The organism is Microbacterium paulum, from assembly GCF_015707995.1.
GTDB classification, from domain to species: domain Bacteria; phylum Actinomycetota; class Actinomycetes; order Actinomycetales; family Microbacteriaceae; genus Microbacterium; species Microbacterium paulum.
Window position 1 is genome coordinate 13,747 of the sequence record NZ_JAAGRY010000032.1, and the last position, 22,057, is coordinate 35,803.

Sequence of the window (22,057 nt, forward strand, 5' to 3'; positions counted from 1 at the left end):
AGGGACGGCGAGGCGTACGTCAGATCGCGAAGCCGAGCGCGCGCATCATGTCGCGCCCGTCGTCGGTGATGCGCTCGGGGCCCCACGGCGGCATCCACACCCAGTTGATGCGGAACCGGTCGACGACCTCGTCGAGGGCCTGCGCGGTCTGCTCCTCGAGCACGTCGGTCAGCGGGCAGCCCGCCGACGTCAGCGTCATGTGGATGACCAGCGCGTCGTTCTCGTCGTCCCACGAGAGGTCGTAGATGAGCCCCAGGTCGACGACGTTGATCCCGAGTTCGGGGTCCATGACGTCTTTGAGCGCCTCGGTGACGTCGTCGTACTTCTCCGGGCTGAGCGTCGCGGTCATAGCTCGATCTTAGGCTTCAACGACGTCGGAGGGCTCGAGATACCGGTCGTAGCCCTCGTTCTCGAGGCGCTCGGCGAGCTCCGGGCCGCCCTCCTCGGCGACGCGGCCCTTGACGAGCACGTGCACGAAGTCGGGCTTGATGTAGCGGAGGATGCGCGTGTAGTGCGTGATGAGCAGCACGCCGAGGTCGGTCGCGGCCTTGGCGCGGTTGACGCCCTCCGACACGATCTTCAGCGCGTCGACGTCGAGGCCCGAGTCGGTCTCGTCGAGCACGGCGATGGCCGGCTTGAGCAACTCGAGCTGCAGGATCTCGTGGCGCTTCTTCTCGCCGCCCGAGAAGCCCTCGTTGACGTTGCGCGAGGCGAACTTCGGGTCCATGCGCAGGTCTTTCATGGCGGCCTTGACGTCTTTGGTCCAGGCGCGGATCGCCGGCGCCTCGCCGTCGATCGCGGTCTTCGCCGTGCGCAGGAAGTTCGTGACCGTGACCCCGGGGATCTCGACCGGGTACTGCATCGCGAGGAAGAGTCCGGCGCGGGCACGCTCGTCGACCGACATCGCCAGCACATCTTCACCGTCGAGGGTGATCGTGCCCTGCGTGACGGTGTACTTCGGGTGCCCGGCGATCGTGTAGGCGAGGGTCGACTTGCCCGAGCCGTTCGGGCCCATGATCGCGTGGGTCTCGCCGGTGCGCACGGTCAGGTCCACGCCGTTGAGGATGGGGGTGGTCCCCTCGTCGGTCTCGACCGTCACGTGCAGGTCGCGGATCTCGAGAACAGCCATGTCAGGTTCCTTTGTCAGTTCACATCTTTGGTGACGGCGGGGTCGATGAGGATGTCGTCCCCGTCGATCGTCACTTCGTATACGGGCACCGGCTCGTAGGCCGGCAGGTTGAGGGGGCGTCCGGTGCGCAGCGAGAACGCCGAGCCGTGGGCCCAGCATTCGAGCGTCTCGCCCTCGACGAAACCGTCCGAGAGCGAGACGTCGCCGTGCGTGCAGGTGTCGCCGATCGCGTGCACCTCGCCGTTCGAGTCGAGCACGACCGCGATCGGCACGCCGTCGATCTCGACGCGCACCGCGGTGTCCTGCTCCAGCTCGCTCAGCTGCAGCACCTTCTGAGCGGTCATGCGGATGCCTCCGGCAGCCCCTCCGTCAACGCCAGCTCGGCCTCGATGGCCTCGATGAGCTCGCTCTGCAGATCGTCGATGCCGATCTTCTGCACGATCTCGGCGAGGAAGCCCAGCACGACCAGGCGGCGCGCCTCGTCTTCGGCGATGCCGCGCGCCTGCAGGTAGAACAGCTGCTCGTCGTCGAAACGTCCGGTCGCGCTCGCGTGGCCGGCGCCGATGATGTCGCCGGTCTCGATCTCGAGGTTCGGGATCGAGTCGGCGCGCGCGCCCTCGGTGAGCACGAGGTTGCGGTTGGCCTCGTACGAATCGGTGCCCGTGGCATCCGGTCCGATGAGAACGTCGCCGATCCACACGGTGCGGGCGCCGGCACCCTGCAGGGCCGCCTTGTAGAGCACGTCGCCGGTGGTGTGCGCGCCCTTGTGGTGCAGGTACACCTGGCTTTCGAGGTGTTGACCGGCGTCCGAGAACGCCAGGCCGTAGAGCTTTCCGTCGGCGCCCGCCCCGGCGAGCTCGACCGAGGGGTTCACCCGCACGAGCCCGCCGCCGAGGCTGACGACGACGTGCGTGAGCGCGGCATCGCGGTCGACGCGCGCCTGGTGGGATGCCAGGTGGATGGCGTCGTCGTCCCAGCGCTGCACCGACACGACGGTGAGCGCGGCGCCGTCGCGCACGATGATCTCGATGTTCTGCGCCTGCTGCGCGGTGCCCTCGTGGCGGAGGATCACCGTGCCGCGAGACTGCGGCTGCGCCTCGATCACGACGTGCGCGTGTGCGACGCCGCCCCGCCCGGTCAGCCGCACGACGATGGGCTCGTCGAGCTCGACGCCGGCGGGGATGCGGATGAGCGGAGCCTCGGCCTCTTGCGTCCACGCGATCGCGCTCGGCAGGTCTTCGGGGCGGAACACCTCGCCGCGCGGCGCGTCGCCGATCGCGAGACGGCGCTGCTCGACGCCGTCCGGCGCGCTGACGGCCACGTCGATCACGCCGTGCGGGGCGGGCTCGTTCACGAGCAGCGCCTGGAGCTTCGGCAGCGGCGTGTGCTTCCAGTTGACCTCGGTGCCCGCCGGTGTGCCGAAAGCGTCCGGGTCGAACGAGGTCGGGCGCTCCGAGCGGGTCTGCACGGGCACGAACTCGTCGCTCTCGGGGATGCCGGGCTGGCGCCCGCGCACCAGGCGCGCAGCAGGGTCGATGTGACCCTCTGCGTGCTCCTGTCCGGCGGGGGTCTGAGTCGCTGTCGTCATCAGCCGACGGATCCTTCCATGCCCATCTCGATGAGCTTGTTCAGCTCGAGGGCGTATTCCATGGGCAGTTCGCGCGCGATCGGCTCGATGAAGCCGCGCACGATCATCGCCATCGCCTCGTCTTCAGGCATGCCACGACTCATCAGGTAGAACAACTGCTCTTCGCTGACCTTCGAGACGGTGGCCTCGTGACCGAGCTGCACGTCGTCGACGCGGATGTCGATCGCCGGGTACGTGTCGGAGCGCGACTTCGTGTCGACCAGCAACGCGTCGCAGCGGACGGTGTTCGCCGAGTGGTGCGCATTGGCATCCACCCGCACCTCGCCGCGGTAGCCCGCGCGACCACCGCCGCGCGCGATCGACTTCGAGACGATCGACGACTGCGTGTACGGCGCCATGTGGATCATCTTGGCGCCCGCGTCCTGGTGCTGGCCGGGGCCGGCGAAGGCGACCGAGAGGGTCTCGCCCTTGGCGTGCTCGCCCATGAGGTAGATCGACGGGTACTTCATCGTCACCTTCGAGCCGATGTTGCCGTCGATCCACTCCATCGTCGCGCCCTCGTGGGCCACGGCCCGCTTGGTGACGAGGTTGTAGACGTTGTTCGACCAGTTCTGGATCGTCGTGTAGCGTACGCGCGCGTTCTTCTTCACGATGATCTCGACGACCGCGGAGTGCAGCGAGTCGGACTTGTAGATCGGGGCGGTGCAACCCTCGATGTAGTGCACGTACGAGCCTTCGTCGGCGATGATGAGCGTCCGCTCGAACTGGCCCATGTTCTCGGTGTTGATGCGGAAGTAGGCCTGGAGGGGGATCTCGACGTGCACGCCCGGGGGCACGTAGACGAACGAGCCGCCCGACCAGACGGCGGTGTTCAGCGCGGCGAACTTGTTGTCGCCCGCGGGGATCACGGTGCCGAAGTACTCCTCGAAGAACTCGGGGTGCTCGCGGAGGGCCGTGTCGGTGTCCATGAAGATGACACCCTGCTTCTCGAGCTCTTCGTTGATCTGGTGGTAGACCACTTCGGACTCGTACTGCGCCGCGACACCGGCGACCAGGCGCGCACGCTCGGCCTCGGGGATGCCGAGCTTCTCGTAGGTGTTCCGGATGTCTTCGGGCAGGTCTTCCCACGACTGGGCCTGCTTCTCCGTCGAACGCACGAAGTACTTGATGTTGTCGAAGTCGATCTCCGACAGATCGGCGCCCCACGTGGGCATGGGCTTGCGCCCGAAGAGCTGGTGCCCCTTGAGACGGGTCTTCAGCATCCACTCGGGTTCGGCCTTGAGCGCCGAGATGTCGCGCACGACGGCCTCGGAGAGGCCTCGCTTGGCGCTGGCACCCGCGGCATCCGCGTCGTGCCACCCGAATTCGTAGACCCCGAGCCCGTCGAGCTCGGGTCGGTCGATGAGCACATCCGACATGGCATTGCCTCCTTCGCGCCCAGCGGTGTCATCCGCTCCGGCATTCCCGCACCTCGCCGTCGTCACGATGGAGAGTCGTGGGTGAGGGGTGGGATGCCGCTTTCAGGGCCGTCTGCGTCTTTCTCGGGCGCACGGTGCGCGCGCCTAGACTGGGAGTGGGACCGGCACGCTGCGCGTGGCCGTTCCCACCATTCGAGTCTACAGGCAACGCTCCCCCTTGGGCGTGGCCGGCGCCTTCCCGAGGCGCATCCCCAGGAGGCGACAGCCATGTCCGATCCGTCCGCCGCCACCGCGGCCCCTGCACGACCGACGCTCCTGTCGGCGCTCCTGCCCGATCGCATCACCGGGTACACCCGGGTGCTGGCCTGGCTGCTGCTGATCAGCAACATCGTGATCGTCGGCACCGGCGGTCTCGTGCGCCTCACCGGGTCGGGCATGGGGTGCGAGACCTGGCCGTACTGCACGTCGGAGTCGCTCGTGCCGACCCCTGAGCTGGGCGTGCATGGATTGATCGAGTTCGGCAACCGCACCCTGACGGGCGTGCTCGTGATCGTCGCGCTCCTCGCCTTCCTCTCGGTCGTCCGCCTGTGGAACACCCGCCCCGAACTCCCCCGCCTGACCCTCGCCGTCGGTATCGGCATCATCCTGCAGGCGGTCGTGGGCGGCGTGACGGTGTGGCTGCACCTGCACCCGGCCATCGTCGGCCTGCACTACCTGATCTCGGCCGCGCTCGTCGCCCTCGCCGCCGCGTACGTCGCGCGGGTCTACGCCGAGCCGGGGCCGCGCCGGCTCGCCGTACCGCGCCGGTACGCCGCGCTCGTGCACGCGACGAGCGTCGTCGTGTTGATCACGGTGGCCATCGGCATCCTGCTCACCGGCTCGGGTCCGCACGCGGGCGACGACGCCGCCGCGCGCAACGGTCTCGACCCGATCTTCTGGCAGCACGTGCACAGCTGGCCCGCCTACCTGCTGTTCGCGCTGACCGTCGTCGTGTTCGCGCTGTCGTTCCGCATGCCGCAGGTGCTGCGCCTGCCGCTGTGGACCGGGCTGCTGCTCGGGGTGGAAGTCGTGCAGATCGCCGTCGGGCTCTGGCAGGCGCGCACCGGACTGCCGATCGTACTCGTGAACATCCACATGGTGCTCGCGGTGAGCCTCGTCGCCGCGATGACGGCGGTGCTGATGCATCTGAAGGCTCCGCGCGCCGTGCTGACTTTCGCAGACGGGTCCACAGCGGGATCATAGGTGGTGCATCGCTCGCACTCGGGCGGTTCGCAGATAGTCGAAGAGTCGTCGCGTGTGCGTCGGCACGACAGAAGGAGTCCCGCATGTCCACCACCCGCCTCAGCCGCAGCATCCCGTTCTGGGTGCTCGTGGGCGGCTCCGTCGTCGCGATCGCCGGCGGCGCATTCCTGCTCATCTCGAAGCTGAACACGATGGCGACGACACTCACCGACGGGACCGCGACCGGCGTCGAGGTGTACGCCGGTCAGATCTGGGCCGTCTCGGGCGCGATCCTCGCCGGCGCCGGCTTCGTGGGCCTCGCCCTCGCCCTGACCCTCGGCGCGCTGCGCTCGGTCGTCGCGCCCGCCGCCGACGTCGTCACGGTCGTCGAGCCCGTCGCGTGGGAGGAAGAGGTCGTCGAGGTCGCGCCCGTTGCACCCGTCGCTCCCGTCGCCGAGCCGGTCGTCGAGCCGACCGTCACCGACACCGTCGCCTCGGACGCCCTCCGCTCCGACACTCCCCGCGCCTGACGCGCGGGCCGGGTCTCGCCCGGCCCCGCACCCGCGCCCGCAACCGCGGAGATCTGCACAATTGCGGATGCCTCGACGGCATCGATCCGCAGCAGTGCAGATCTCCGCGGTTCTGCGTGCGCCCCGCGGTCGCGCCGCGCCGCGCCGCGCTGCGCCGCACACCTGCGGACATCTGCACAATTGCGGATGCCTCGCACCCAGGCATCCGCAGAACCGCAGAACTCCGCCACTGCGCACAGCTCTCCCCTCCCCGCGCGCGGCGTAACTGCGGACATCTGCACAATTGCGGATGCCTCAACCCCGGCATCCGCAGAACCACAGCACTCCGTGACAGTGCACAGCTCTCCTCTCCCCGCCCGCGGCGTAACTGCGGACATCTGCACAACTGCGGATGCCTCGACCACAGGCATCCGCAGAACCACAGCACTCCGCGATTGCGGATGGAGGTCGCGAGGTCAGGCGAGGTGGAGCCGCTGCGCGACGGCGCGCATGATGGCGCTCTGCACCGCGGGCCAGTCGCCGACGATCTGCGCGTAGGTGAAACGCAGCACGTGGTACCCCTGCAGCATGAGGGCCGCGTCGTGCGCGAGGTCGGTCGCCCGCTGCCCGTCGACGTGATGTCCACCGTCGATCTGCACCACGAGCCGCTCGCCGAGCAAGAAGTCCGCACGGTGACCGGCGAGCCAGATCTGGTGCAGAATCCGCACGCGCAGCCAGCGCAATCTCACTCGGAAGAGCGTCTCGATCCCCGAATCGGTGTATTCCTCGACCGCATCGAGCAGCGCGCGCGCCGCCGGACCGAGGGGAAGCCTGCCGAGCTCCGCTTTCGAGACCAGCCCCTGGCGCACGGCCGAGTCCCAGACGGTGAGGGCGGCCTCGTGCGGTTGACACGAGGCAACGGTCGCGAGCACGTTCTCGATCGGGTCGACGAGTTCGTCGATGCCCCGTGGAACCAGCGGTCTCGCCCAGTGCACGGTCGCCCGCTCGGGCGCAGGACCGCCACGGTGCGGGTCGGCGGCGACGTGGCAGCGATCCTCGGCGAGCACCCAGAGCCCCAGACGCCGCGCCGCGGTCACGCACGTGAGCACCACGGCACCACGCGCGGCGGCGACGAGTTCGGCGTCGGCACCGGGGAGCGCGACCCATCCTCGTCGCACGCGGACGAGAAGTCCCGCGTCGAGCGCGACCCCGATGCGGGCGCGCGAATGCCCGGCACGGATCAGCGTCACGGTGCGCGCGACCCCACCGCGCGCGCCCACGGCATCGCGCAGCGCGATCAATGGGGGGTGGGTGGCGACATCCATCTCGCCATCGTGGCGAAGCCCGGCGGTGCGCGTCGCCACCCGCAGCCCGATTGTGCAGAACTCGCCCGATTCGCTCCCTGGGGAGGAGGCGGCGCGGCCTCGCGCAACCGCGGAGATCCGCACAACCGCGGATGCCTCACGCCCAGGCATCCGCAACACGGTAGATCTCCGCCGCAACGCACCCCCGCCGCGCTGCGCGACTCCCGCACAACCGCGGAGATCCGCACAACTGCGGATGCCTCACACCCAAGCATCCGCAGTTCAGCAGATCTCCGCCGCAACGCACGCCCGCACGCCGCAAACCCCACCGCGCACGCGCGCGGCGCGGGTCAGAACGGGAGCAGCGGGTCGACGGCGATCGCGAGGAAGAGCAGCGTGAGGTAGGTGATCGAGGCGTGGAAGACGCGCATCGGCTTGATCTGCTCGCCGCGCACGGCGCGGTTGTAAAGCACGTGCGATTCGTAGACGAACCACCCGCCGAACACGACCGCCGACACGGTGTAGACGAGTCCCATGCCGGCGACGGGGATGAGCAGCAGCGAGCACGCCACGGTCGCCCACGCGTACAGGATCACCTGCAGGCCCACCTGCACGCCGTTGCGCGTCGCGCCGAGCATCGGCACGTCGGCTTCGGCGTAGTCGCCCTTGTACTTCATCGACAGCGGCCAGTAGTGCGGCGGCGTCCAGAGGAAGACGAGCAAGAAGAGGATGAAGGGCGTCCAGGTGAGCGACCCGGTCACCGCCGACCAGCCGATCAGCACCGGGAAGCATCCGGCGATGCCGCCCCACACGATGTTCTGCTCGGTGCGGCGCTTGAGCACCATCGTGTAGATCACGACGTAGAAGAAGATGGCGACGACGCTCAAGGTCGCGGCGAGCCAGTTGGTGGTCGCGAGCAGCCAGACGGTGGACGCCACGGCCAGCACCCAGGCGAACACGAGACCCGCACGCGGCGAGATCTCGCCCGTCACGAGCGGACGGTTCTCGGTGCGGTGCATGTGCGCATCGATGTCGCGGTCGAGGTACATGTTGAACGCGGCCGCCGAGCCGGCGCTCATCGCGCCGCCGATCGTCGTGGCGAGCACGAGCCAGAGGTTCGGCATGCCGCCCTGCGCGAGGATCATCACCGGCACGGTCGTCACCAGCAGCAGCTCGAGCACGCGAGGCTTGGTGAGGGTGACGTAGGCGGCGACGGTGCGACGCAGATCGCGCCCGGTGGTGGCGCGTTCACCGCTCTGGGTCGTCGTGATGTCCATCTCCCCCGCCGCTGTCTGGAAATTCCCCGTCAGTCTACGTCATGGCCGCGGACGGCCGACGGCCGGCGGGGGCATCCGCCCACCATCCCCCACGCGTCGAGACCTTGCCGCTCGGCGTCATGCATCGCCCCGACGGCATACCGCTTCGATATGCTGGAGGCACATACGCGCGCCCGATTCGCCGATCCCCTCCCCCTTCTCTTCGAGGCAACCGACCGGCGTGGGCGCTCTTGCAGAAAGGCGACCGCGTGGCCGAGCTGAACACCGTCCTGGACTGGGAAGACATCGATCGGCGCGCGGTGGACACCGCCCGCGTGCTGGCCGCCGATGCCGTGGAGAAGGTCGGCAACGGCCACCCCGGCACGGCGATGAGCCTGGCGCCGGCGGCGTACCTGCTGTATCAGCGCGTGCTGCGTCACGACCCGTCCGATACCCACTGGCTGGGCCGTGACCGGTTCATCCTCTCGGCGGGGCACTCGTCGCTCACCCAGTACGTGCAGCTGTACTTCGGCGGCTTCGGTCTCGAGCTCAGCGACCTCGAGGCCCTCCGCACGTGGGGCTCGCTCACTCCGGGGCACCCCGAGTACGGCCACACGAAGGGCGTCGAGATCACGACCGGCCCGCTGGGTCAGGGCCTCTCCTCCGCCGTCGGCTTCGCGTACGCGGCGCGCTACGAGCGCGGGCTGTTCGACCCCGAGGCCGCTGCCGGCACGAGCCCGTTTGACCACTTCGTCTACGTGATCGCCAGTGACGGCGACCTGCAGGAGGGCGTCACCTCCGAGGCATCCAGCCTCGCCGGCCACCAGAAGCTCGGCAACCTCATCGCGATCTACGACTCGAACCAGATCTCGATCGAAGACGACACGAACGTCGCGTTCACCGAAGACGTCGCCAAGCGCTACGAGGCGTACGGCTGGCAGGTGCAGACCGTCGACTGGAAGAAGACCGGCGAGTACGTCGAAGACGTGGCCGAGCTGTACGCGGCGATCGAGGCCGCGAAGGGCGAGACGTCGAAGCCGTCGATGATCATCCTGAAGACGATCATCGGCTGGCCGAGCCCCGGCAAGCAGAACTCCGGCAAGATCCACGGGTCCGCGCTCGGCGCCGACGAGCTGGCCGCGACGAAGAAGGTGCTCGGCTTCGATCCGGAGCAGAGCTTCGTCGTCGCCGACGACGTGATCGCGCACACCCGCGAGCTGCAGGATCGCGCCACCGAGGCGCGCGCCGCCTGGCAGAAGGACTTCGACGCGTGGGCCGCGGCGAACCCGGAGCGGAAGGCCCTCCTCGACCGGCTCGAGGCCGGCGAGCTCCCCGCGGACCTCGAAGCGCCCACGTTCGCATCGGGCAAGGACGTCTCCACGCGCGCCGCGTCGGGCCAGGTCATCAACGCCCTCGCCGCGCAGCTCCCGGAGCTGTGGGGCGGGTCGGCGGACCTCGCCGAGTCGAACCTGACGACGATCAAGGATGCCAAGAGCTTCATCCCCGCCGAGTGGTCGACCCACGAGTGGTCGGGCGACCCGTACGGTCGCGTGCTGCACTTCGGCATCCGCGAGCACGCCATGGGCGCGATCGTCAACGGCATCAAGCTGCACGGACCGACCCGTCCGTTCGGCGGCACGTTCCTGATCTTCAGCGACTACATGCGCCCCCCGGTGCGCCTCGCCGCGCTCATGGACATCCCGTCGATCTTCGTCTGGACGCACGACTCGGTCGCGCTCGGCGAGGACGGCCCGACCCACCAGCCGGTCGAGCAGCTGTCGACGCTGCGGCTCATCCCGAACTTCACCGTGGTGCGCCCCGCCGACGCGAACGAGACCTCCGCCGCGTGGCTCGAGATCGTCCGCCGTACCTCTGGCGGCCCGGTCGGCATCGCCCTCACCCGGCAGAACGTGCCGGTGTTCCCCCGCGGCATCGACGGGTTCGCGACGACCGACGGCGTCGCGAAGGGCGCCTACGTGCTGGTGGATGCCGAGAACGGCACCCCCGACGTGATCCTCATCGCGACCGGCTCCGAGGTGCAACTCGCCGTGCAGGCGCGCGAGACCCTCGCCGCCGAGGGCATCGCCGCGCGCGTCGTGTCGGCGCCCTCGCTGGAGTGGTTCGCCGAGCAGGATGCGGCGTACCGCGAGAGCGTGCTCCCCGCCGCCGTCACGGCGCGCGTGTCGGTCGAGGCCGGCTCCACCCCGCTGTGGCGCGGCATCGTCGGCGACACCGGCCGCTCGGTCGGCATCGACCACTTCGGCGCCTCCGCCGACTACAAGACCCTGTTCGAGAAGTTCGGCATCACCGCCGATGCGGTCGTCGAGGCCGCACGCGCCACTGTCAAGGAGAACAACGCATGAGCACCCCCACCGAAGATCTGTCCGCCGCCGGCGTCAGCATCTGGCTCGACGACCTGTCGCGCTCGCGCATCGACTCCGGCAACCTCGCCGAGCTGATCTCGACCCGGAATGTCACCGGTGTCACCACGAACCCGTCGATCTTCCAAGCGGCGATCGGCAACCAGAACGACGACTCGTACGACGCGCCGCTCGCGGCCCTGGCGTCCGCCGGCGCCGACGTCGACACCGCGATCTTCGAGCTGACGACGACCGATGTGCGGGATGCCGCGGACATCTTCCGCCCCGTCTACGACGCCACCGGCACCCTCGACGGACGCGTCTCGATCGAGGTCTCCCCCGACCTGGCGCACGACACCGACGCCACCTCCGCCGAGGCGAAGAAGCTCTGGGCGAAGGTCGACCGCCCGAACGCACTGATCAAGATCCCCGCGACGAAGGCCGGACTCCCGGCGATCACCGCGACGCTCGCCGAGGGCATCTCGGTCAACGTCACCCTGATCTTCTCGCTGGAGCGCTACGGCGAGGTCATCGACGCGTACCTCGCCGGTCTCGAGCAGGCGAAGAAGAACGGGCGCGACCTGGCTGGCATCCACTCCGTTGCCTCGTTCTTCGTCTCGCGCGTGGACACCGAGGTTGACAAGCGGCTGTCGCTCTACCGCAGCGAAGAGGCCGAGGCGCTGAAGGGCAAGGCGGGGCTCGCGAACGCCCGCCTCGCGTACCAGCTGTTCGAGAAGCGCTTCGCCACCCCGCGCGCACAGGAGCTCGTCGCCGCCGGCGGCAACGTGCAGCGGCCGCTCTGGGCATCCACCGGCGTCAAGGACCCGGCCCTCCCCGACACGCTGTACGTGACCGAGCTCGTCGCCCCCGGCACCGTCAACACGATGCCCGAGAAGACCCTCGAGGCCACGTTCGACCACGGCGTCATCACCGGCGACACGATCACCGACCACTACGACGACGCGCAGCTCGTGTTCGCTCAACTGGCGGCGCTCGGCGTCGACATCGCCGACGTCACCCAGGTGCTCGAAGACGAGGGCGTCGCGAAGTTCATCGCGTCGTGGCAAGACCTCAAGAAGACCGTCGCCACGGCGCTCGAGAGCGCGCCGCAGAACGCCGCGGAGAACGCGCAGTGAGCTTCGAGATCCATGTCTCCGGCCACGTCAAGGACGTTGTCGACCAGACGCTGCCGGGGCTCGTCGACTCGCTCATCGCGAGCGGCATCACCGCCGGCGACCCCGACCTGTGGGGGCCCGAGGCGGCTCCCGAGGCCGCACGCCGGCTCGGTTGGGTCGAGGCCGTCTCGGTCTCGCGCCCGCTCGTCCCCGAGATCGAGGCGCTCCGCGCGGAGCTGAGCGAGCGTGGCATCACCCGCGTGGTGCTCGCCGGCATGGGGGGCTCGTCGCTCGCGCCCGAGGTGATCACGGCGACCGCGAACCTGCCGCTCGTGATTCTCGACTCCACCGCCCCCGGTCAGGTGCTCGCCGCGATCGACGGCGACGCCGAGCAGGGCGGCCTGGCCGAGACGGTGCTCGTCGTCTCGTCGAAGTCCGGCTCGACGATCGAGACCGATTCGGCCCGTCGCGCGTTCGAGGCGGCGTGGACCGACCTCGGCATCGACCCCGCCGCGCACATCGTCGTGGTCACCGACCCGGGATCGCCGCTCGACGTCTCGGCGCGCGAGGCGGGCTACCGCGTCTTCAACGCCGACCCGAACGTCGGCGGCCGCTACTCGGCCCTGACCGCGTTCGGTCTCGTGCCGGCCGGGCTCGCGGGCGTCGACGTCTCGGAGATCCTCGACGAGGCCGACGCGACCCTGCTCGAGGTGTCGATCGACGACGCGCGCAACCCCGCGCTCATCCTCGCGGCCGCGATCGCCGGCACCGCCGACGGCGAGCCGCGCCGCGACAAGCTCGGTCTCATCACCGACGGCACGCACATCGTGGGCCTCCCCGACTGGATCGAGCAGCTCGTCGCCGAGTCGACGGGTAAGAACGGCACAGGCATCCTGCCCGTCGTGCTGCAGCCGCTCTCCCCCGAGGCGGACCCCGAGCTCGCGCCCTCCGACCTGCAGCTCGTGCGCCTGGTCGACGACGCCGTGCACTTCCGCCTCATCGAGCAGCACCCGGGCGAGATCCTCATCAGCGGATCGCTCGGTGCGCAGTTCGTCGTCTGGGAGTACGCGACCGCCATCGCGGGGCGCCTGCTCGGCATCAACCCGTTCGACCAGCCCGACGTCGAGTCCGCGAAGGAGGCCGCGCGCGGTCTGCTCGAGGCCCGGCCCGAGGTCGGCGAGGCGGCGTTCCGCGCGGGGGGCATCGAGGTGCGCGTCTCCGACATCGCACTCGTCGAGGCGCAGACGCTCGAGGGGGTGCTGGATGCCTTGTGGGCGCGCCTCTCGCCGACCGGCTACGTGTCGATCCAGGCCTACGTCGACCGCCTCGCCGTGCCGCAGCTCGCGGGGCTCCGCGAGCTCGTCGCGGCCGACAGCCGCCGCCCCACGACGTTCGGCTGGGGGCCCCGTTTCCTCCACTCGACCGGGCAGTACCACAAGGGTGGTCCCGCCGAGGGCGTGTTCCTGCAGATCATCGGCCCGGGCGACGTCGACCTCGAGATCCCCGGGCGCCCGTTCACGTTCGGGCAGCTGATCGCGGCGCAGGCCGCGGGCGACGCGGCGGTCCTCGCCGCGCACGGGCGACCCGTGGTCACCCTCACCCTCACCGATGCGCAGGCCGACGTGCTCGCGCTGTTCGAAGCAGCCCAATAGGAGTTCTGCACCGATGACTGTCGAGATCTCGCGCGGGCACAATCCGCTGCGCGACCCCGATGACCGCCGCCTGAACCGCATCGCCGGTCCGAGCGCGCTGGTCATCTTCGGCGTGACAGGAGACCTGTCACGCAAGAAGCTCATGCCCGCCGTCTACGACCTCGCCAACCGCGGCCTGCTCCCCCCGGGCTTCGCGCTCGTCGGGTTCGCCCGGCGCGACTGGGAGGACCAGGACTTCGCCGAGGTCGTACACGATTCCGTGCGTCAGTACGCGCGTACGCCCTTCCGCGAGGAGACGTGGAAGCAGCTGCTGCAGGGGATCCGCTTCGTCTCCGGCGAGTTCGGCGACGCCGACGCGTTCCGCCGCCTGCGGGAGACGGTCGAGAAGCTCGACGTCGAACGCGGCACGATGGGAAACCACGCGTTCTACCTGTCGATCCCGCCGCGTGACTTCCCGATCGTCACGAAGCAGCTGAAGGACTCCGGTCTCGTCGACGACAAGGTGAACAATCCGGATGCCTGGCGCCGTGTCGTCATCGAGAAGCCGTTCGGCTCCGACCTGCAGTCCGCGCGAGAGCTGAACGCGGGCCTCGAGGTCGCGTTCCCGGCCGACTCGATCTTCCGCATCGACCACTACCTCGGCAAGGAGACGGTGCAGAACATCCTCGCGCTGCGCTTCGCCAACGAGCTCTACGAACCGATCTGGAACGCCAACTACGTCGACCACGTGCAGATCACGATGGCCGAGGACATCGGCGTCGGCGGCCGCGCCGGGTACTACGACGGCATCGGCGCCGCGCGCGACGTCATCCAGAACCACCTCCTGCAGCTGCTGGCTCTGACCGCGATGGAGGAGCCCATCTCGATGGATGCCTCGCACCTGCGCGCCGAGAAGGAGAAGGTGCTCGCCGCGGTCCGCCTGCCGGAGGACCTGTCCACCGCGACTGCCCGCGGACAGTACGCCGGGGGCTGGCAGGGCGGCGAGGAGGTCACCGGCTTCCTCGAAGAGGACGGCATCAACCCCGAGTCGACGACGGAGACGTACGCGGCCATCAAGCTCGAGATCGGCACGCGCCGCTGGGCGGGCGTCCCGTTCTACCTGCGCGCGGGCAAGCGCCTCGGTCGCCGCGTCACGGAGATCGCGGTCGTCTTCAAGCGCGCGCCGCAGCACCTGTTCCAGCGCAATCAGACGCTCGAGCTCGGCCAGAACGCGCTCGTGATCCGCGTGCAGCCCGACGAGGGCGTCACGATCCGGTTCGGCTCGAAGGTTCCCGGCGCGGCGAATGAGGTGCGCGACGTCACGATGGACTTCGGCTACGGGCACGCCTTCACCGAGTCCAGCCCCGAGGCGTACGAGCGCCTCATCCTGGATGTCCTGCTCGGCGACCCACCGCTGTTCCCCCGTCACGAAGAGGTCGAACTGTCGTGGAAGATCGTCGACCCCGTCGAGGAGTACTGGGCCGCCGTCGGTGGTCCGCTCGAGCAGTACGCCCCCGGTTCATGGGGCCCCTCTTCCGCCAATGAGCTCCTGGCCCGCGACGGCCGCGTCTGGAGGCGTCCATGATCGTCGATCTGCCCGATACCACCGTCTCGAAGATCGCGCGCTCGCTCGTGAGCGTGCGTGAAGAGGGCGGTGCGGTCGCGCTGGGGCGCGTGCTGACCCTCGTCATCGTGACGGCCCACGGCCTGCAGGAAGAAGCCATCGAGGCCGCCAACGACGCCTCCCGCGAGCACCCGATGCGCGTCATCGTGCTGATCGCCGATCCCACGGGCGAGCCGAAGCTCGACGCGCAGATTCGCGTGGGCGGCGACGCCGGCGCGAGCGAGGTCATCGTGCTGCGCGCACATGGTCCCGCCGCGGCGAGCCAGGAGGGTCTCATCACCGGCCTGCTGCTGCCTGACGCTCCGGTTGTCGCGTGGTGGCCCGATCACCCGCCGGCCTCCCCCTCGACCTCCGAAGTGGGACGTGTCGCGCAGCGTCGCATCACGGATGCGTCGACACCGCCGTTCGCGAAGACCCGGCTCAGCCAACTGGGTGCGACCTACGCACCCGGCGACACCGATCTCGCCTGGACTCGTCTGACGCGCTGGCGTGAGCAGCTCGCCGCCGTGCTGGACCAGCCTCCGTACGAGCCGGTCACGGCCGTCGAAGTCGTGGGCGCCGGCAGCTCCCCCTCCACGGGACTGATGGCCGCGTGGTTGCGGCTCAAGCTGGACGTGCCCGTGAGCTGGCGCTCGGCTGACCCCGACGAGTGGGAGCACGGCATCCAGTTCGTCCGTCTCACGCGTCCCAGTGGCGACATCCTGCTGCAGCGCAGCAACGACATCGACGCGACTCTCACCCAGCCGGGACAGCCGTCGCACGACATCGTGCTGCCGCGCCGCACCCTGCGCGAGTGCCTCGCCGAGGAGTTGCGTCGGCTGGATCCGGACGTCCTGTATGGTCGAGTGATCACGGAGGGCTGGGAGCTCCTCGGGCCCCCGACCACCACCGAGTCGTAGGAGTCGCGATGGCGCAGCTGTGGACCGAGAAACGTGTCGTGATCAGCCCCGACGCGCAGACCCTGGCTTCCGCTGTCGCCGGGCGTCTCCTCGAGCGGCTCGCGCGCCGCTCAGGCGCGGGGAAGACGAGCCACGTGCTGCTCACCGGCGGCGTCATCGGCACGGCTGTGCTGCGCGCCGCCGGTGCGAGTCCCGCGCGCACGAAGGTCGACTGGTCGACCGTGCACCTGTGGTGGGGCGACGAGTTGTTCCTGCCGGCATCCGACCCCGAGCGCAACGACGTGCGGGCGCATCGCGCGCTGATCGACCACATCGACATCCCGGCCGAGAACGTGCACGCGATGGCGGGCGCCGACAGCGGCGTTGACATGGCGGCCGCGGCCGAAGCGTACGCGGGCGAGCTCGCGATGTTCGCGGCCGACGACCAGGAGTGGCCGTCGTTCTACGTGTGCTTCCTCGGCGTCGGTCCGGACGGCCACATCGCCTCGCTGTTCCCCGACCGCGGTGAGATCCAGTCGACGGATGCCGTCGTGCTGCCGGTCTCCGGCGCGCCCAAGCCCCCGTCGGAGCGGCTGACGCTCACGCGTCCCGTGCTGAACTCAGCGCGGTGCGTGTGGCTCGTCGTCTCGGGCACCGACAAGGCCGCGGCCCTGGGGCTCGCTCTCGCGGGTGCGAGTTATGAGAGCGTCCCCGCAGCAGGCGCGAAGGGCCGCAAGCGCACGCTCTTCTTCGTCGACGAGGCTGCCGCCGCCAACGTCCCGCCCGAGCTCATCGACCAGGAGTTCTGAGTCGAGCCCCACCGGTCGCGCCGGCACTCGATCAACAGTGGGTCGGCGAGGCGGGTCAGGCCTGGCCGCGGCGCTCGCGCAGCTGCTGCAGCGCGTCGTCGAGGAGAGCGTCGGCCTCTTCTTCGGTGCGACGCTCCTTCACGTACGCGAGGTGGGTCTTGTAGGGCTCGGTCTTCGCGAGCGCCGGCGGGTTCGCCTTGTCGCGCCCGGCGGGAAGACCCGAGTGGGGCGAGTCGATGACCTCGGGGATCTCTTCGTCGGCGATGCCGGCGGCGAAGTAGCGGACGGTCTCGTTGCCGAGGGCATCCCAGTACGACACCGCGACGCGGTCGGCGTGGTGTCCGTGGTCCTGCTCCCCCATGGGGCCCGCCCCCACACGGGTGCCGCGGATCGCGTTTCCTCCGGTTGCCATCAGATCCCCTGGAATTTCGTGATCAGGCCGAGGGCCACGATCGAGACGAACCACACGAGGGCGAGCACCACCGTGAAGCGGTTGAGGTTGCGTTCCGCGAGGCCCGATGACCCCATCGCGGAGCTCATGCCGCCACCGAACATGTCGGACAGGCCGCCACCGCGCCCCTTGTGCAGGAGGATCAGAAGGGTCAGCAGGAGGCTCGTGATGCCGAGCACCACCTGCATGACGAACTCGAGGATGTCCACAGTCGATGAAGCCTTTCGCAGCGCCCGCGGTAGGGCGCACAAGGGTCGATTATACCGGGCGGCGACGCGTCGGCATGCGACAGGCCCGGGGCCGAAGCGGCCCCGGGCCTGTCTCGGGGTCAGACCCCGACGTGCTTCTGGTAGCGGATGATCGCGGCGAACTCGTCGACGACGATGCTCGCCCCTCCGACGAGCGCGCCGTCGACATCGGGCTCGCGCAGGAAGCTCGCGACGTTCCCCGACTTCACCGAGCCGCCGTAGAGGATGCGGGTGCGTGCTGCCGCGTCGTCCCCGAGCTTCTCGGCGACGACGGCACGCAACGCCGCACAGACCTCCTGCGCCTGTTCGGGCGAGGCGACCTGGCCGGTACCGATCGCCCAGACGGGTTCGTACGCCACGACGACGTCGGCATCGGCGGGCACGCCCTCCAGGGCGACCTGCAGCTGCGCGACCGAGACCGCGGTGGGACCCGACTCTTCGCGCTGCTCCAGCGTCTCGCCGACGCAGATCACCGGTACGAGGTGGTTGCGGAGGGCCGCCTGCACCTTCTCCGCCACGATCGCATCCGTCTCGTGGTGGTAGTCGCGACGCTCGGAGTGCCCGACGATGACGTAGCGGCAGGCGAGCTTGTCGAGGAAGACCCCCGACACCTCCCCCGTGTAGGCCCCGGAGTCGTGCGTGGACAGGTCCTGGGCGCCCAACACGAACGGGACCTTGTCGGCGTCGATCAGGATCTGCACGGTGCGCAGGTTGGTGAACGGTGGGAACAGCGCGACCTCGACGGAGTTCTCGTCGTGCGCGGCATCCTTCAGCGTCCAGTGCAGCTTCTGCACGAAGGCGACCGCCTGCAGGTGGTCGAGGTTCATCTTCCAGTTGCCGGCGATGAGCGGTGTGCGCGCCATCAGCTCTCCCATCCGAGGACTTCCAGCCCGGGGAGCTTCTTGCCCTCCAGGAACTCCAGGCTCGCTCCACCGCCGGTCGAGATGTGACCGAACTGCTCGTCGTGGAATCCGAGCTGGCGAACCGCTGCGGCGGAGTCTCCGCCGCCGACGACCGACAGGCCGTCGACCTCGGTGAGCGCCTGCGCGACGGCGCGGGTGCCGTCCGCGAAGGCGTCGAACTCGAACACGCCCATGGGCCCGTTCCAGAACACCGTGGTGGACGAGCGGATCGCCTCGGTGAACGTCGTCGCCGTGTCGGGACCGATGTCGAGACCCATGCCGTCAGCGCCGAACGGGGTGTCCTCCAGCGCATCGGCGGCGGCGACGACGTGGTCGGCGTCGGCCGCGAAGCCGGATGCCATGACCGCGTCGACCGGCAGGATCAGCTCCACGCCCTTGTCGGCCGCGGTCTGGATGTACCGCTTCACCGTGTCGATCTGGTCGGCCTCGAGCAGGCTCTTGCCCACCTTGTGACCCTGCGCGGCGAGGAACGTGAACATCATTCCGCCGCCGACGAGGATCTTGTCGGCGCGGGGCAGCAGGTGCTCGATGACACCCAGCTTGTCGCTGACCTTCGATCCGCCGAGGACGACCGCGTACGGGCGCTCGGGGTTCTCGGTGAGGCGGTCGAGCACGTCGACCTCCTTCTCGATCAGCAGTCCCGCCGCGGAGGGCAGGATCTCGGCGAGCTCGTACACCGATGCCTGCTTGCGGTGCACGACACCGAAGCCGTCCGAGACGAGAGCCTCACCGAGGGCGGCGAGCTGTTCGGCGAACGCGCGGCGCTCACCGGCATCCTTCGCCGTCTCGCCCGCGTTGAAGCGGAGGTTCTCGATCACCGCGACGTCGCCGTCCTCGAGCGCGGCGGCAGCGCTCTGCGCCGACTCGCCGACGGTGTCGGTCGCGAACGCGACCGGCTTTCCCAGCAGTTCGGCGAGGCGCTGAGCCACCGGCTCGAGGCTGTACTTCGGGTCGGGTGCGCCGTCGGGGCGCCCCAGGTGCGAGCACGCGATGACGCGGGCGCCCTGGTTGATGAGGTGGTTCAGCGTGGGAAGAGCCGCCCGGATACGGCCATCGTCCGTGATGACGCCCTCTTTGAGAGGGACGTTGAAGTCAACACGGACGATGACGCGCTTACCGGCCAGCGAACCCAGCGAATCGAGGGTACGCAGAGCCATGAGTGAACCTCAGAGCTTTTCGGCGACGAGCTCGGCGAGGTCGACGAGGCGGTTCGAGTAGCCCCACTCGTTGTCGTACCACGCCGACACCTTCACGAGGTTGCCCGAGACGTTGGTCTGGCCCGCGTCGAAGATCGACGAGTGCGGGTCGTGGACGATGTCGGTCGAGACGATCGGGTCGGTGTTGTACTTCAGGTAGCCGACGAGCTCACCCTCCGACGCGGCCTTCTCGTACGCGGCGTTGATCGCCTCGACGGTCAGACCCTCGGTGGGGGTGATGATCGTCAGGTCGACGATCGAGCCCGTGGGGATCGGCACACGGTACGACGAGCCGCTCAGCTTGCCATTGAGCTCGGGCAGCACAAGGCCGATCGCCTTGGCGGCACCGGTCGAGGCGGGAACGATGTTCAGCGCGGCGGCGCGCGCACGGTGCAGGTCGCTGTGCGGGCCGTCCTGCAGGTTCTGGTCGGCGGTGTACGCGTGCGCGGTCATCATGAAGCCGCGCTCGATGCCGAACGCGTCGTTGAAGACCTTGGCCAGCGGCGCGAGGCAGTTCGTGGTGCACGAGGCGTTAGAGATGATGTTCATCGTCTCGGTGTCGTACGACTCGTCGTTCACACCCACGACGAACGTGCCGTCGACATCGGTGCCGGGAGCCGAGATGATGACCTTCTTGGCGCCGCCCGCGAGGTGCTTGCCGGCGTCTGCGCCCTTGGTGAAGCGACCGGTCGACTCGATGACGATGTCGACGCCCAGGTCGCCCCAGGGGAGGTTCGCGGGGTCGCGCTCTTCGAAGACCTTGATCGACTTGCCGTTGACGGTGATCGAGTCCGCGTCGTACGAGACCTCGGCGTCGAGACGTCCGCCGACGGAGTCGTACTTGAGCAGGTGAGCGAGGGTCTTGTTGTCGGTGAGGTCGTTCACCGCCACGATGTCGAGGTCCGCACCCTGCTCCAGAGCTGCGCGGAGGAAGTTACGTCCGATGCGGCCGAAGCCGTTGATTCCGATCTTGACAGACACGTTGTCTCCCGGTTCTTGTCGCCGCAGCCGCCGTCGGGCGCTCCGCGAAGCGATCGTCTGATGTGAGAAGAGGATGCCGGGTCTCCCCCCGTCGCCGGGCGGAGACCCGGCATCCTCACCTGGTCATGACACTACTACTTGAGTAGGCCCACCGTCTTGTCGCGAGCCGTCGAAAAGCGCTCGGCGACGTTGCCCCAGTTGGCGATGTTCCAGACCGCCTTGACGTAGTCCGCCTTGACGTTCAGGTAGTCGAGGTAGAAGGCGTGCTCCCACATGTCCAGCTGGAACACGGGGATCGTGCCCTGCGCGGTGTTGGACTGCTGGTCGAACAGCTGCTGGATGATCAGCTGCTCGCCGATCGGGTCCCAGCTGAGCACCGCCCAGCCCGAGCCCTGGATGCCGGTGGCCGCCGCGGTGAAGTGCGCCTGGAACTTGTCGAAGCCGCCGAAGAACTCGTCGATCGCCGCCGCGAGCTCGCCCTCGGGCTTTCCGCCGCCGCCGTCGTTCGCCGGCGCGAGGTTCGTCCAGAAGATCGAGTGGTTGACGTGACCGCCGAGGTTGAACGCGAGGTCCTTCTCGAGCTTGTTGACGTTCGCCAGGTTGCCGGTCTCGCGGGCCTCGGCGAGCTGCTCGAGGGCGGTGTTGGCACCGGTCACGTAGGCCTGGTGGTGCTTGTCGTGGTGCAGCTGCATGATCTTGCCGCTGATGTGCGGCTCGAGCGCTGCGAAATCGTAGGGGAGGTCGGGCAGTGTGTACTTCGCCATGTTCTCTTCTTCCTGTTCGCGCCGCGCTGCGAACGCGGCGAGGGGACGATTCCCATCCTATTGAGGTGCAACGCCCTCGTCAGGGGGTTGTTCCCCCGGGTGACGGTATGCGACGGCCCGACCGCTCGGGGAGGGGTCGCCAGGCGCGCGGACGCGTCAGTCCTCGAAGCCCTCGGGGACGGCGGACTCGGTGCCGGGGATGCCCTCGGCGGTCGCCTTCTTGTCGGCCATCGCCAGCAGGCGACGGATGCGGCCGGCGACGGCGTCCTTCGTCAGCGGCGGATCGGCGTGGTGGCCCAGCTCGTCGAGGCTCGCGTCGCGGTGCGACAGGCGCAGCTCCCCCGCCTCGCGGAGGTGCTCGGGCACCTCGTCGCCGAGGATCTCGAGGGCGCGTTCGACCCGCGCGCACGCGGCGACGGCGGCCTGCGCGGAGCGGCGGAGGTTCGCGTCGTCGAAGTTGACCAGCCGGTTCACCCCGGCGCGCACCTCGCGGCGCTGGCGCATCTCCTCCCACGCCTGCGCGGTGCGGACGGCGCCCATCTCGGCGAGCGCGACGCGGATCGCATCGCCCTCGCGCACGACGACGCGCGGCACGCCGCGCACCTCGCGCGCCTTCGCGGAGATGCCCAGCCGGTGCGCCGCGCCGACGAGG

Annotated in this window: 22 protein-coding genes; 8 read left to right on the top strand and 14 right to left on the bottom strand. The window is 69.3% G+C overall.

What is annotated here, in order from left to right; genetic code table 11:
* Window positions 1-19: 19 nt before the first annotated feature.
* Genes G3N18_RS08940 through sufB form a run of 5 tightly spaced genes read right to left on the bottom strand, consistent with a single transcriptional unit; the run spans window position 20 to window position 4,135 of the window.
* Window positions 20-349 (bottom strand): metal-sulfur cluster assembly factor, encoded by a 330-nt coding sequence (locus tag G3N18_RS08940; RefSeq protein WP_196383941.1) that lies wholly within the window; start codon window positions 347-349, stop codon window positions 20-22.
* A 9-nt stretch (window positions 350-358) separates the two neighbouring features.
* Entirely contained in the window at window positions 359-1,129 is a 771-nt protein-coding gene (gene sufC, locus G3N18_RS08945) for a Fe-S cluster assembly ATPase SufC (RefSeq protein WP_196383942.1), read from the bottom strand.
* A gap of 14 nt (window positions 1,130-1,143) precedes the next feature.
* A complete protein-coding gene (locus G3N18_RS08950; RefSeq protein ID WP_196383943.1) occupies window positions 1,144-1,473 on the bottom strand; it encodes a non-heme iron oxygenase ferredoxin subunit in 330 nt (109 codons plus the stop codon).
* The gene (gene sufD, locus G3N18_RS08955; protein WP_196383944.1) at window positions 1,470-2,717 is read right to left on the bottom strand and encodes a Fe-S cluster assembly protein SufD; all 1,248 of its coding nucleotides are present in this window, start codon (window positions 2,715-2,717) and stop codon (window positions 1,470-1,472) included. Before sufD ends, G3N18_RS08950 begins: the two co-directional genes overlap by 4 nt.
* Window positions 2,717-4,135 carry a Fe-S cluster assembly protein SufB gene (sufB, locus tag G3N18_RS08960; RefSeq protein WP_196383945.1) on the bottom strand — a complete coding sequence of 473 codons (1,419 nt, stop codon included), beginning with the start codon at window positions 4,133-4,135 and terminating at the stop codon, window positions 2,717-2,719. The genes sufD and sufB overlap by 1 nt, the downstream gene beginning before the upstream one ends.
* Window positions 4,136-4,402: 267 nt before the next feature.
* Between sufB and G3N18_RS08965 the strand changes: the two genes are divergently transcribed.
* A complete protein-coding gene (locus tag G3N18_RS08965) occupies window positions 4,403-5,377 on the top strand; it encodes a COX15/CtaA family protein (protein WP_196383946.1) in 975 nt (324 codons plus the stop codon).
* A gap of 83 nt (window positions 5,378-5,460) precedes the next feature.
* On the top strand, window positions 5,461-5,886 hold the full coding sequence (locus G3N18_RS08970) for a dinucleotide-utilizing enzyme (RefSeq protein WP_196383947.1): 426 nt from the start codon (window positions 5,461-5,463) through the stop codon (window positions 5,884-5,886).
* A 455-nt stretch (window positions 5,887-6,341) separates the two neighbouring features.
* Here G3N18_RS08970 and G3N18_RS08975 read toward each other — a convergent pair whose 3' ends face one another.
* Together G3N18_RS08975 and G3N18_RS08980 are read right to left on the bottom strand one after the other, a co-directional pair.
* Window positions 6,342-7,190, bottom strand: a complete 849-nt coding sequence (locus G3N18_RS08975; RefSeq protein WP_196383948.1) for an endonuclease domain-containing protein — start codon at window positions 7,188-7,190, stop codon at window positions 6,342-6,344.
* 329 nt (window positions 7,191-7,519) lie between these two features.
* The gene (locus G3N18_RS08980) at window positions 7,520-8,446 is read right to left on the bottom strand and encodes a heme o synthase (protein ID WP_196383949.1); all 927 of its coding nucleotides are present in this window, start codon (window positions 8,444-8,446) and stop codon (window positions 7,520-7,522) included.
* 248 nt (window positions 8,447-8,694) lie between these two features.
* Here G3N18_RS08980 and tkt point away from each other — a divergent pair, with 248 nt between their 5' ends.
* From tkt to pgl, 6 genes are read left to right on the top strand one after another with little or no spacing between them, the layout of a single operon-like run.
* The gene (gene tkt, locus G3N18_RS08985; protein ID WP_420827086.1) at window positions 8,695-10,788 is read left to right on the top strand and encodes a transketolase; all 2,094 of its coding nucleotides are present in this window, start codon (window positions 8,695-8,697) and stop codon (window positions 10,786-10,788) included.
* Complete coding sequence (tal, locus tag G3N18_RS08990; RefSeq protein ID WP_196383950.1) at window positions 10,785-11,921, top strand: transaldolase; 1,137 nt, start codon at window positions 10,785-10,787, stop codon at window positions 11,919-11,921. Before tkt ends, tal begins: the two co-directional genes overlap by 4 nt.
* Window positions 11,918-13,552, top strand: a complete 1,635-nt coding sequence (locus G3N18_RS08995; protein WP_196383951.1) for a glucose-6-phosphate isomerase — start codon at window positions 11,918-11,920, stop codon at window positions 13,550-13,552. Before tal ends, G3N18_RS08995 begins: the two co-directional genes overlap by 4 nt.
* A 13-nt stretch (window positions 13,553-13,565) precedes the next feature.
* Window positions 13,566-15,116, top strand: coding sequence for a glucose-6-phosphate dehydrogenase (gene zwf, locus G3N18_RS09000; RefSeq protein WP_196383952.1), 1,551 nt, complete (start codon window positions 13,566-13,568; stop codon window positions 15,114-15,116).
* Window positions 15,113-16,054, top strand: a complete 942-nt coding sequence (locus tag G3N18_RS09005; protein ID WP_196383953.1) for a glucose-6-phosphate dehydrogenase assembly protein OpcA — start codon at window positions 15,113-15,115, stop codon at window positions 16,052-16,054. Before zwf ends, G3N18_RS09005 begins: the two co-directional genes overlap by 4 nt.
* Window positions 16,055-16,062: 8 nt before the next feature.
* Window positions 16,063-16,842: a 6-phosphogluconolactonase gene (gene pgl / locus G3N18_RS09010; protein WP_196383954.1), complete on the top strand. Its 780-nt coding sequence runs from the start codon at window positions 16,063-16,065 to the stop codon at window positions 16,840-16,842.
* 55 nt (window positions 16,843-16,897) lie between these two features.
* Here the strand turns inward: pgl and G3N18_RS09015 are convergent, their stop codons facing one another.
* From G3N18_RS09015 to whiA, 7 genes are all read right to left on the bottom strand, one after another.
* Window positions 16,898-17,254: an RNA polymerase-binding protein RbpA gene (locus G3N18_RS09015; protein ID WP_196383955.1), complete on the bottom strand. Its 357-nt coding sequence runs from the start codon at window positions 17,252-17,254 to the stop codon at window positions 16,898-16,900.
* Window positions 17,254-17,502: a preprotein translocase subunit SecG gene (gene secG / locus G3N18_RS09020; protein WP_196383956.1), complete on the bottom strand. Its 249-nt coding sequence runs from the start codon at window positions 17,500-17,502 to the stop codon at window positions 17,254-17,256. Before secG ends, G3N18_RS09015 begins: the two co-directional genes overlap by 1 nt.
* A 119-nt stretch (window positions 17,503-17,621) precedes the next feature.
* Complete coding sequence (gene tpiA, locus G3N18_RS09025) at window positions 17,622-18,404, bottom strand: triose-phosphate isomerase (protein WP_196383957.1); 783 nt, start codon at window positions 18,402-18,404, stop codon at window positions 17,622-17,624.
* Window positions 18,404-19,621, bottom strand: coding sequence for a phosphoglycerate kinase (locus tag G3N18_RS09030; protein WP_196383958.1), 1,218 nt, complete (start codon window positions 19,619-19,621; stop codon window positions 18,404-18,406). The genes tpiA and G3N18_RS09030 overlap by 1 nt, the downstream gene beginning before the upstream one ends.
* 9 nt (window positions 19,622-19,630) lie before the next feature.
* Window positions 19,631-20,641 (bottom strand): type I glyceraldehyde-3-phosphate dehydrogenase, encoded by a 1,011-nt coding sequence (gene gap, locus G3N18_RS09035; protein WP_196383959.1) that lies wholly within the window; start codon window positions 20,639-20,641, stop codon window positions 19,631-19,633.
* Window positions 20,642-20,775: 134 nt separating this feature from the next.
* Window positions 20,776-21,405 carry a superoxide dismutase gene (locus G3N18_RS09040; RefSeq protein ID WP_196383960.1) on the bottom strand — a complete coding sequence of 210 codons (630 nt, stop codon included), beginning with the start codon at window positions 21,403-21,405 and terminating at the stop codon, window positions 20,776-20,778.
* Window positions 21,406-21,561: 156 nt separating this feature from the next.
* Window positions 21,562-22,057: DNA-binding protein WhiA (gene whiA / locus G3N18_RS09045; RefSeq protein ID WP_196383961.1), on the bottom strand; the 496-nt coding region annotated here is incomplete at its 5' end.

Coding starts and splice junctions, on each gene's coding strand:
- G3N18_RS08940 (WP_196383941.1), bottom strand. CDS start 349: ATGACCGCGACGCTCAGCCCGGAGAAGTACGACGACGTCACCGAGGCG.
- sufC (WP_196383942.1), bottom strand. CDS start 1,129: ATGGCTGTTCTCGAGATCCGCGACCTGCACGTGACGGTCGAGACCGAC.
- G3N18_RS08950 (WP_196383943.1), bottom strand. CDS start 1,473: ATGACCGCTCAGAAGGTGCTGCAGCTGAGCGAGCTGGAGCAGGACACC.
- sufD (WP_196383944.1), bottom strand. CDS start 2,717: ATGACGACAGCGACTCAGACCCCCGCCGGACAGGAGCACGCAGAGGGT.
- sufB (WP_196383945.1), bottom strand. CDS start 4,135: ATGTCGGATGTGCTCATCGACCGACCCGAGCTCGACGGGCTCGGGGTC.
- G3N18_RS08965 (WP_196383946.1), top strand. CDS start 4,403: ATGTCCGATCCGTCCGCCGCCACCGCGGCCCCTGCACGACCGACGCTC.
- G3N18_RS08970 (WP_196383947.1), top strand. CDS start 5,461: ATGTCCACCACCCGCCTCAGCCGCAGCATCCCGTTCTGGGTGCTCGTG.
- G3N18_RS08975 (WP_196383948.1), bottom strand. CDS start 7,190: ATGGATGTCGCCACCCACCCCCCATTGATCGCGCTGCGCGATGCCGTG.
- G3N18_RS08980 (WP_196383949.1), bottom strand. CDS start 8,446: ATGGACATCACGACGACCCAGAGCGGTGAACGCGCCACCACCGGGCGC.
- tal (WP_196383950.1), top strand. CDS start 10,785: ATGAGCACCCCCACCGAAGATCTGTCCGCCGCCGGCGTCAGCATCTGG.
- zwf (WP_196383952.1), top strand. CDS start 13,566: ATGACTGTCGAGATCTCGCGCGGGCACAATCCGCTGCGCGACCCCGAT.
- G3N18_RS09005 (WP_196383953.1), top strand. CDS start 15,113: ATGATCGTCGATCTGCCCGATACCACCGTCTCGAAGATCGCGCGCTCG.
- pgl (WP_196383954.1), top strand. CDS start 16,063: ATGGCGCAGCTGTGGACCGAGAAACGTGTCGTGATCAGCCCCGACGCG.
- G3N18_RS09015 (WP_196383955.1), bottom strand. CDS start 17,254: ATGGCAACCGGAGGAAACGCGATCCGCGGCACCCGTGTGGGGGCGGGC.
- tpiA (WP_196383957.1), bottom strand. CDS start 18,404: ATGGCGCGCACACCGCTCATCGCCGGCAACTGGAAGATGAACCTCGAC.
- G3N18_RS09030 (WP_196383958.1), bottom strand. CDS start 19,621: ATGGCTCTGCGTACCCTCGATTCGCTGGGTTCGCTGGCCGGTAAGCGC.
- G3N18_RS09040 (WP_196383960.1), bottom strand. CDS start 21,405: ATGGCGAAGTACACACTGCCCGACCTCCCCTACGATTTCGCAGCGCTC.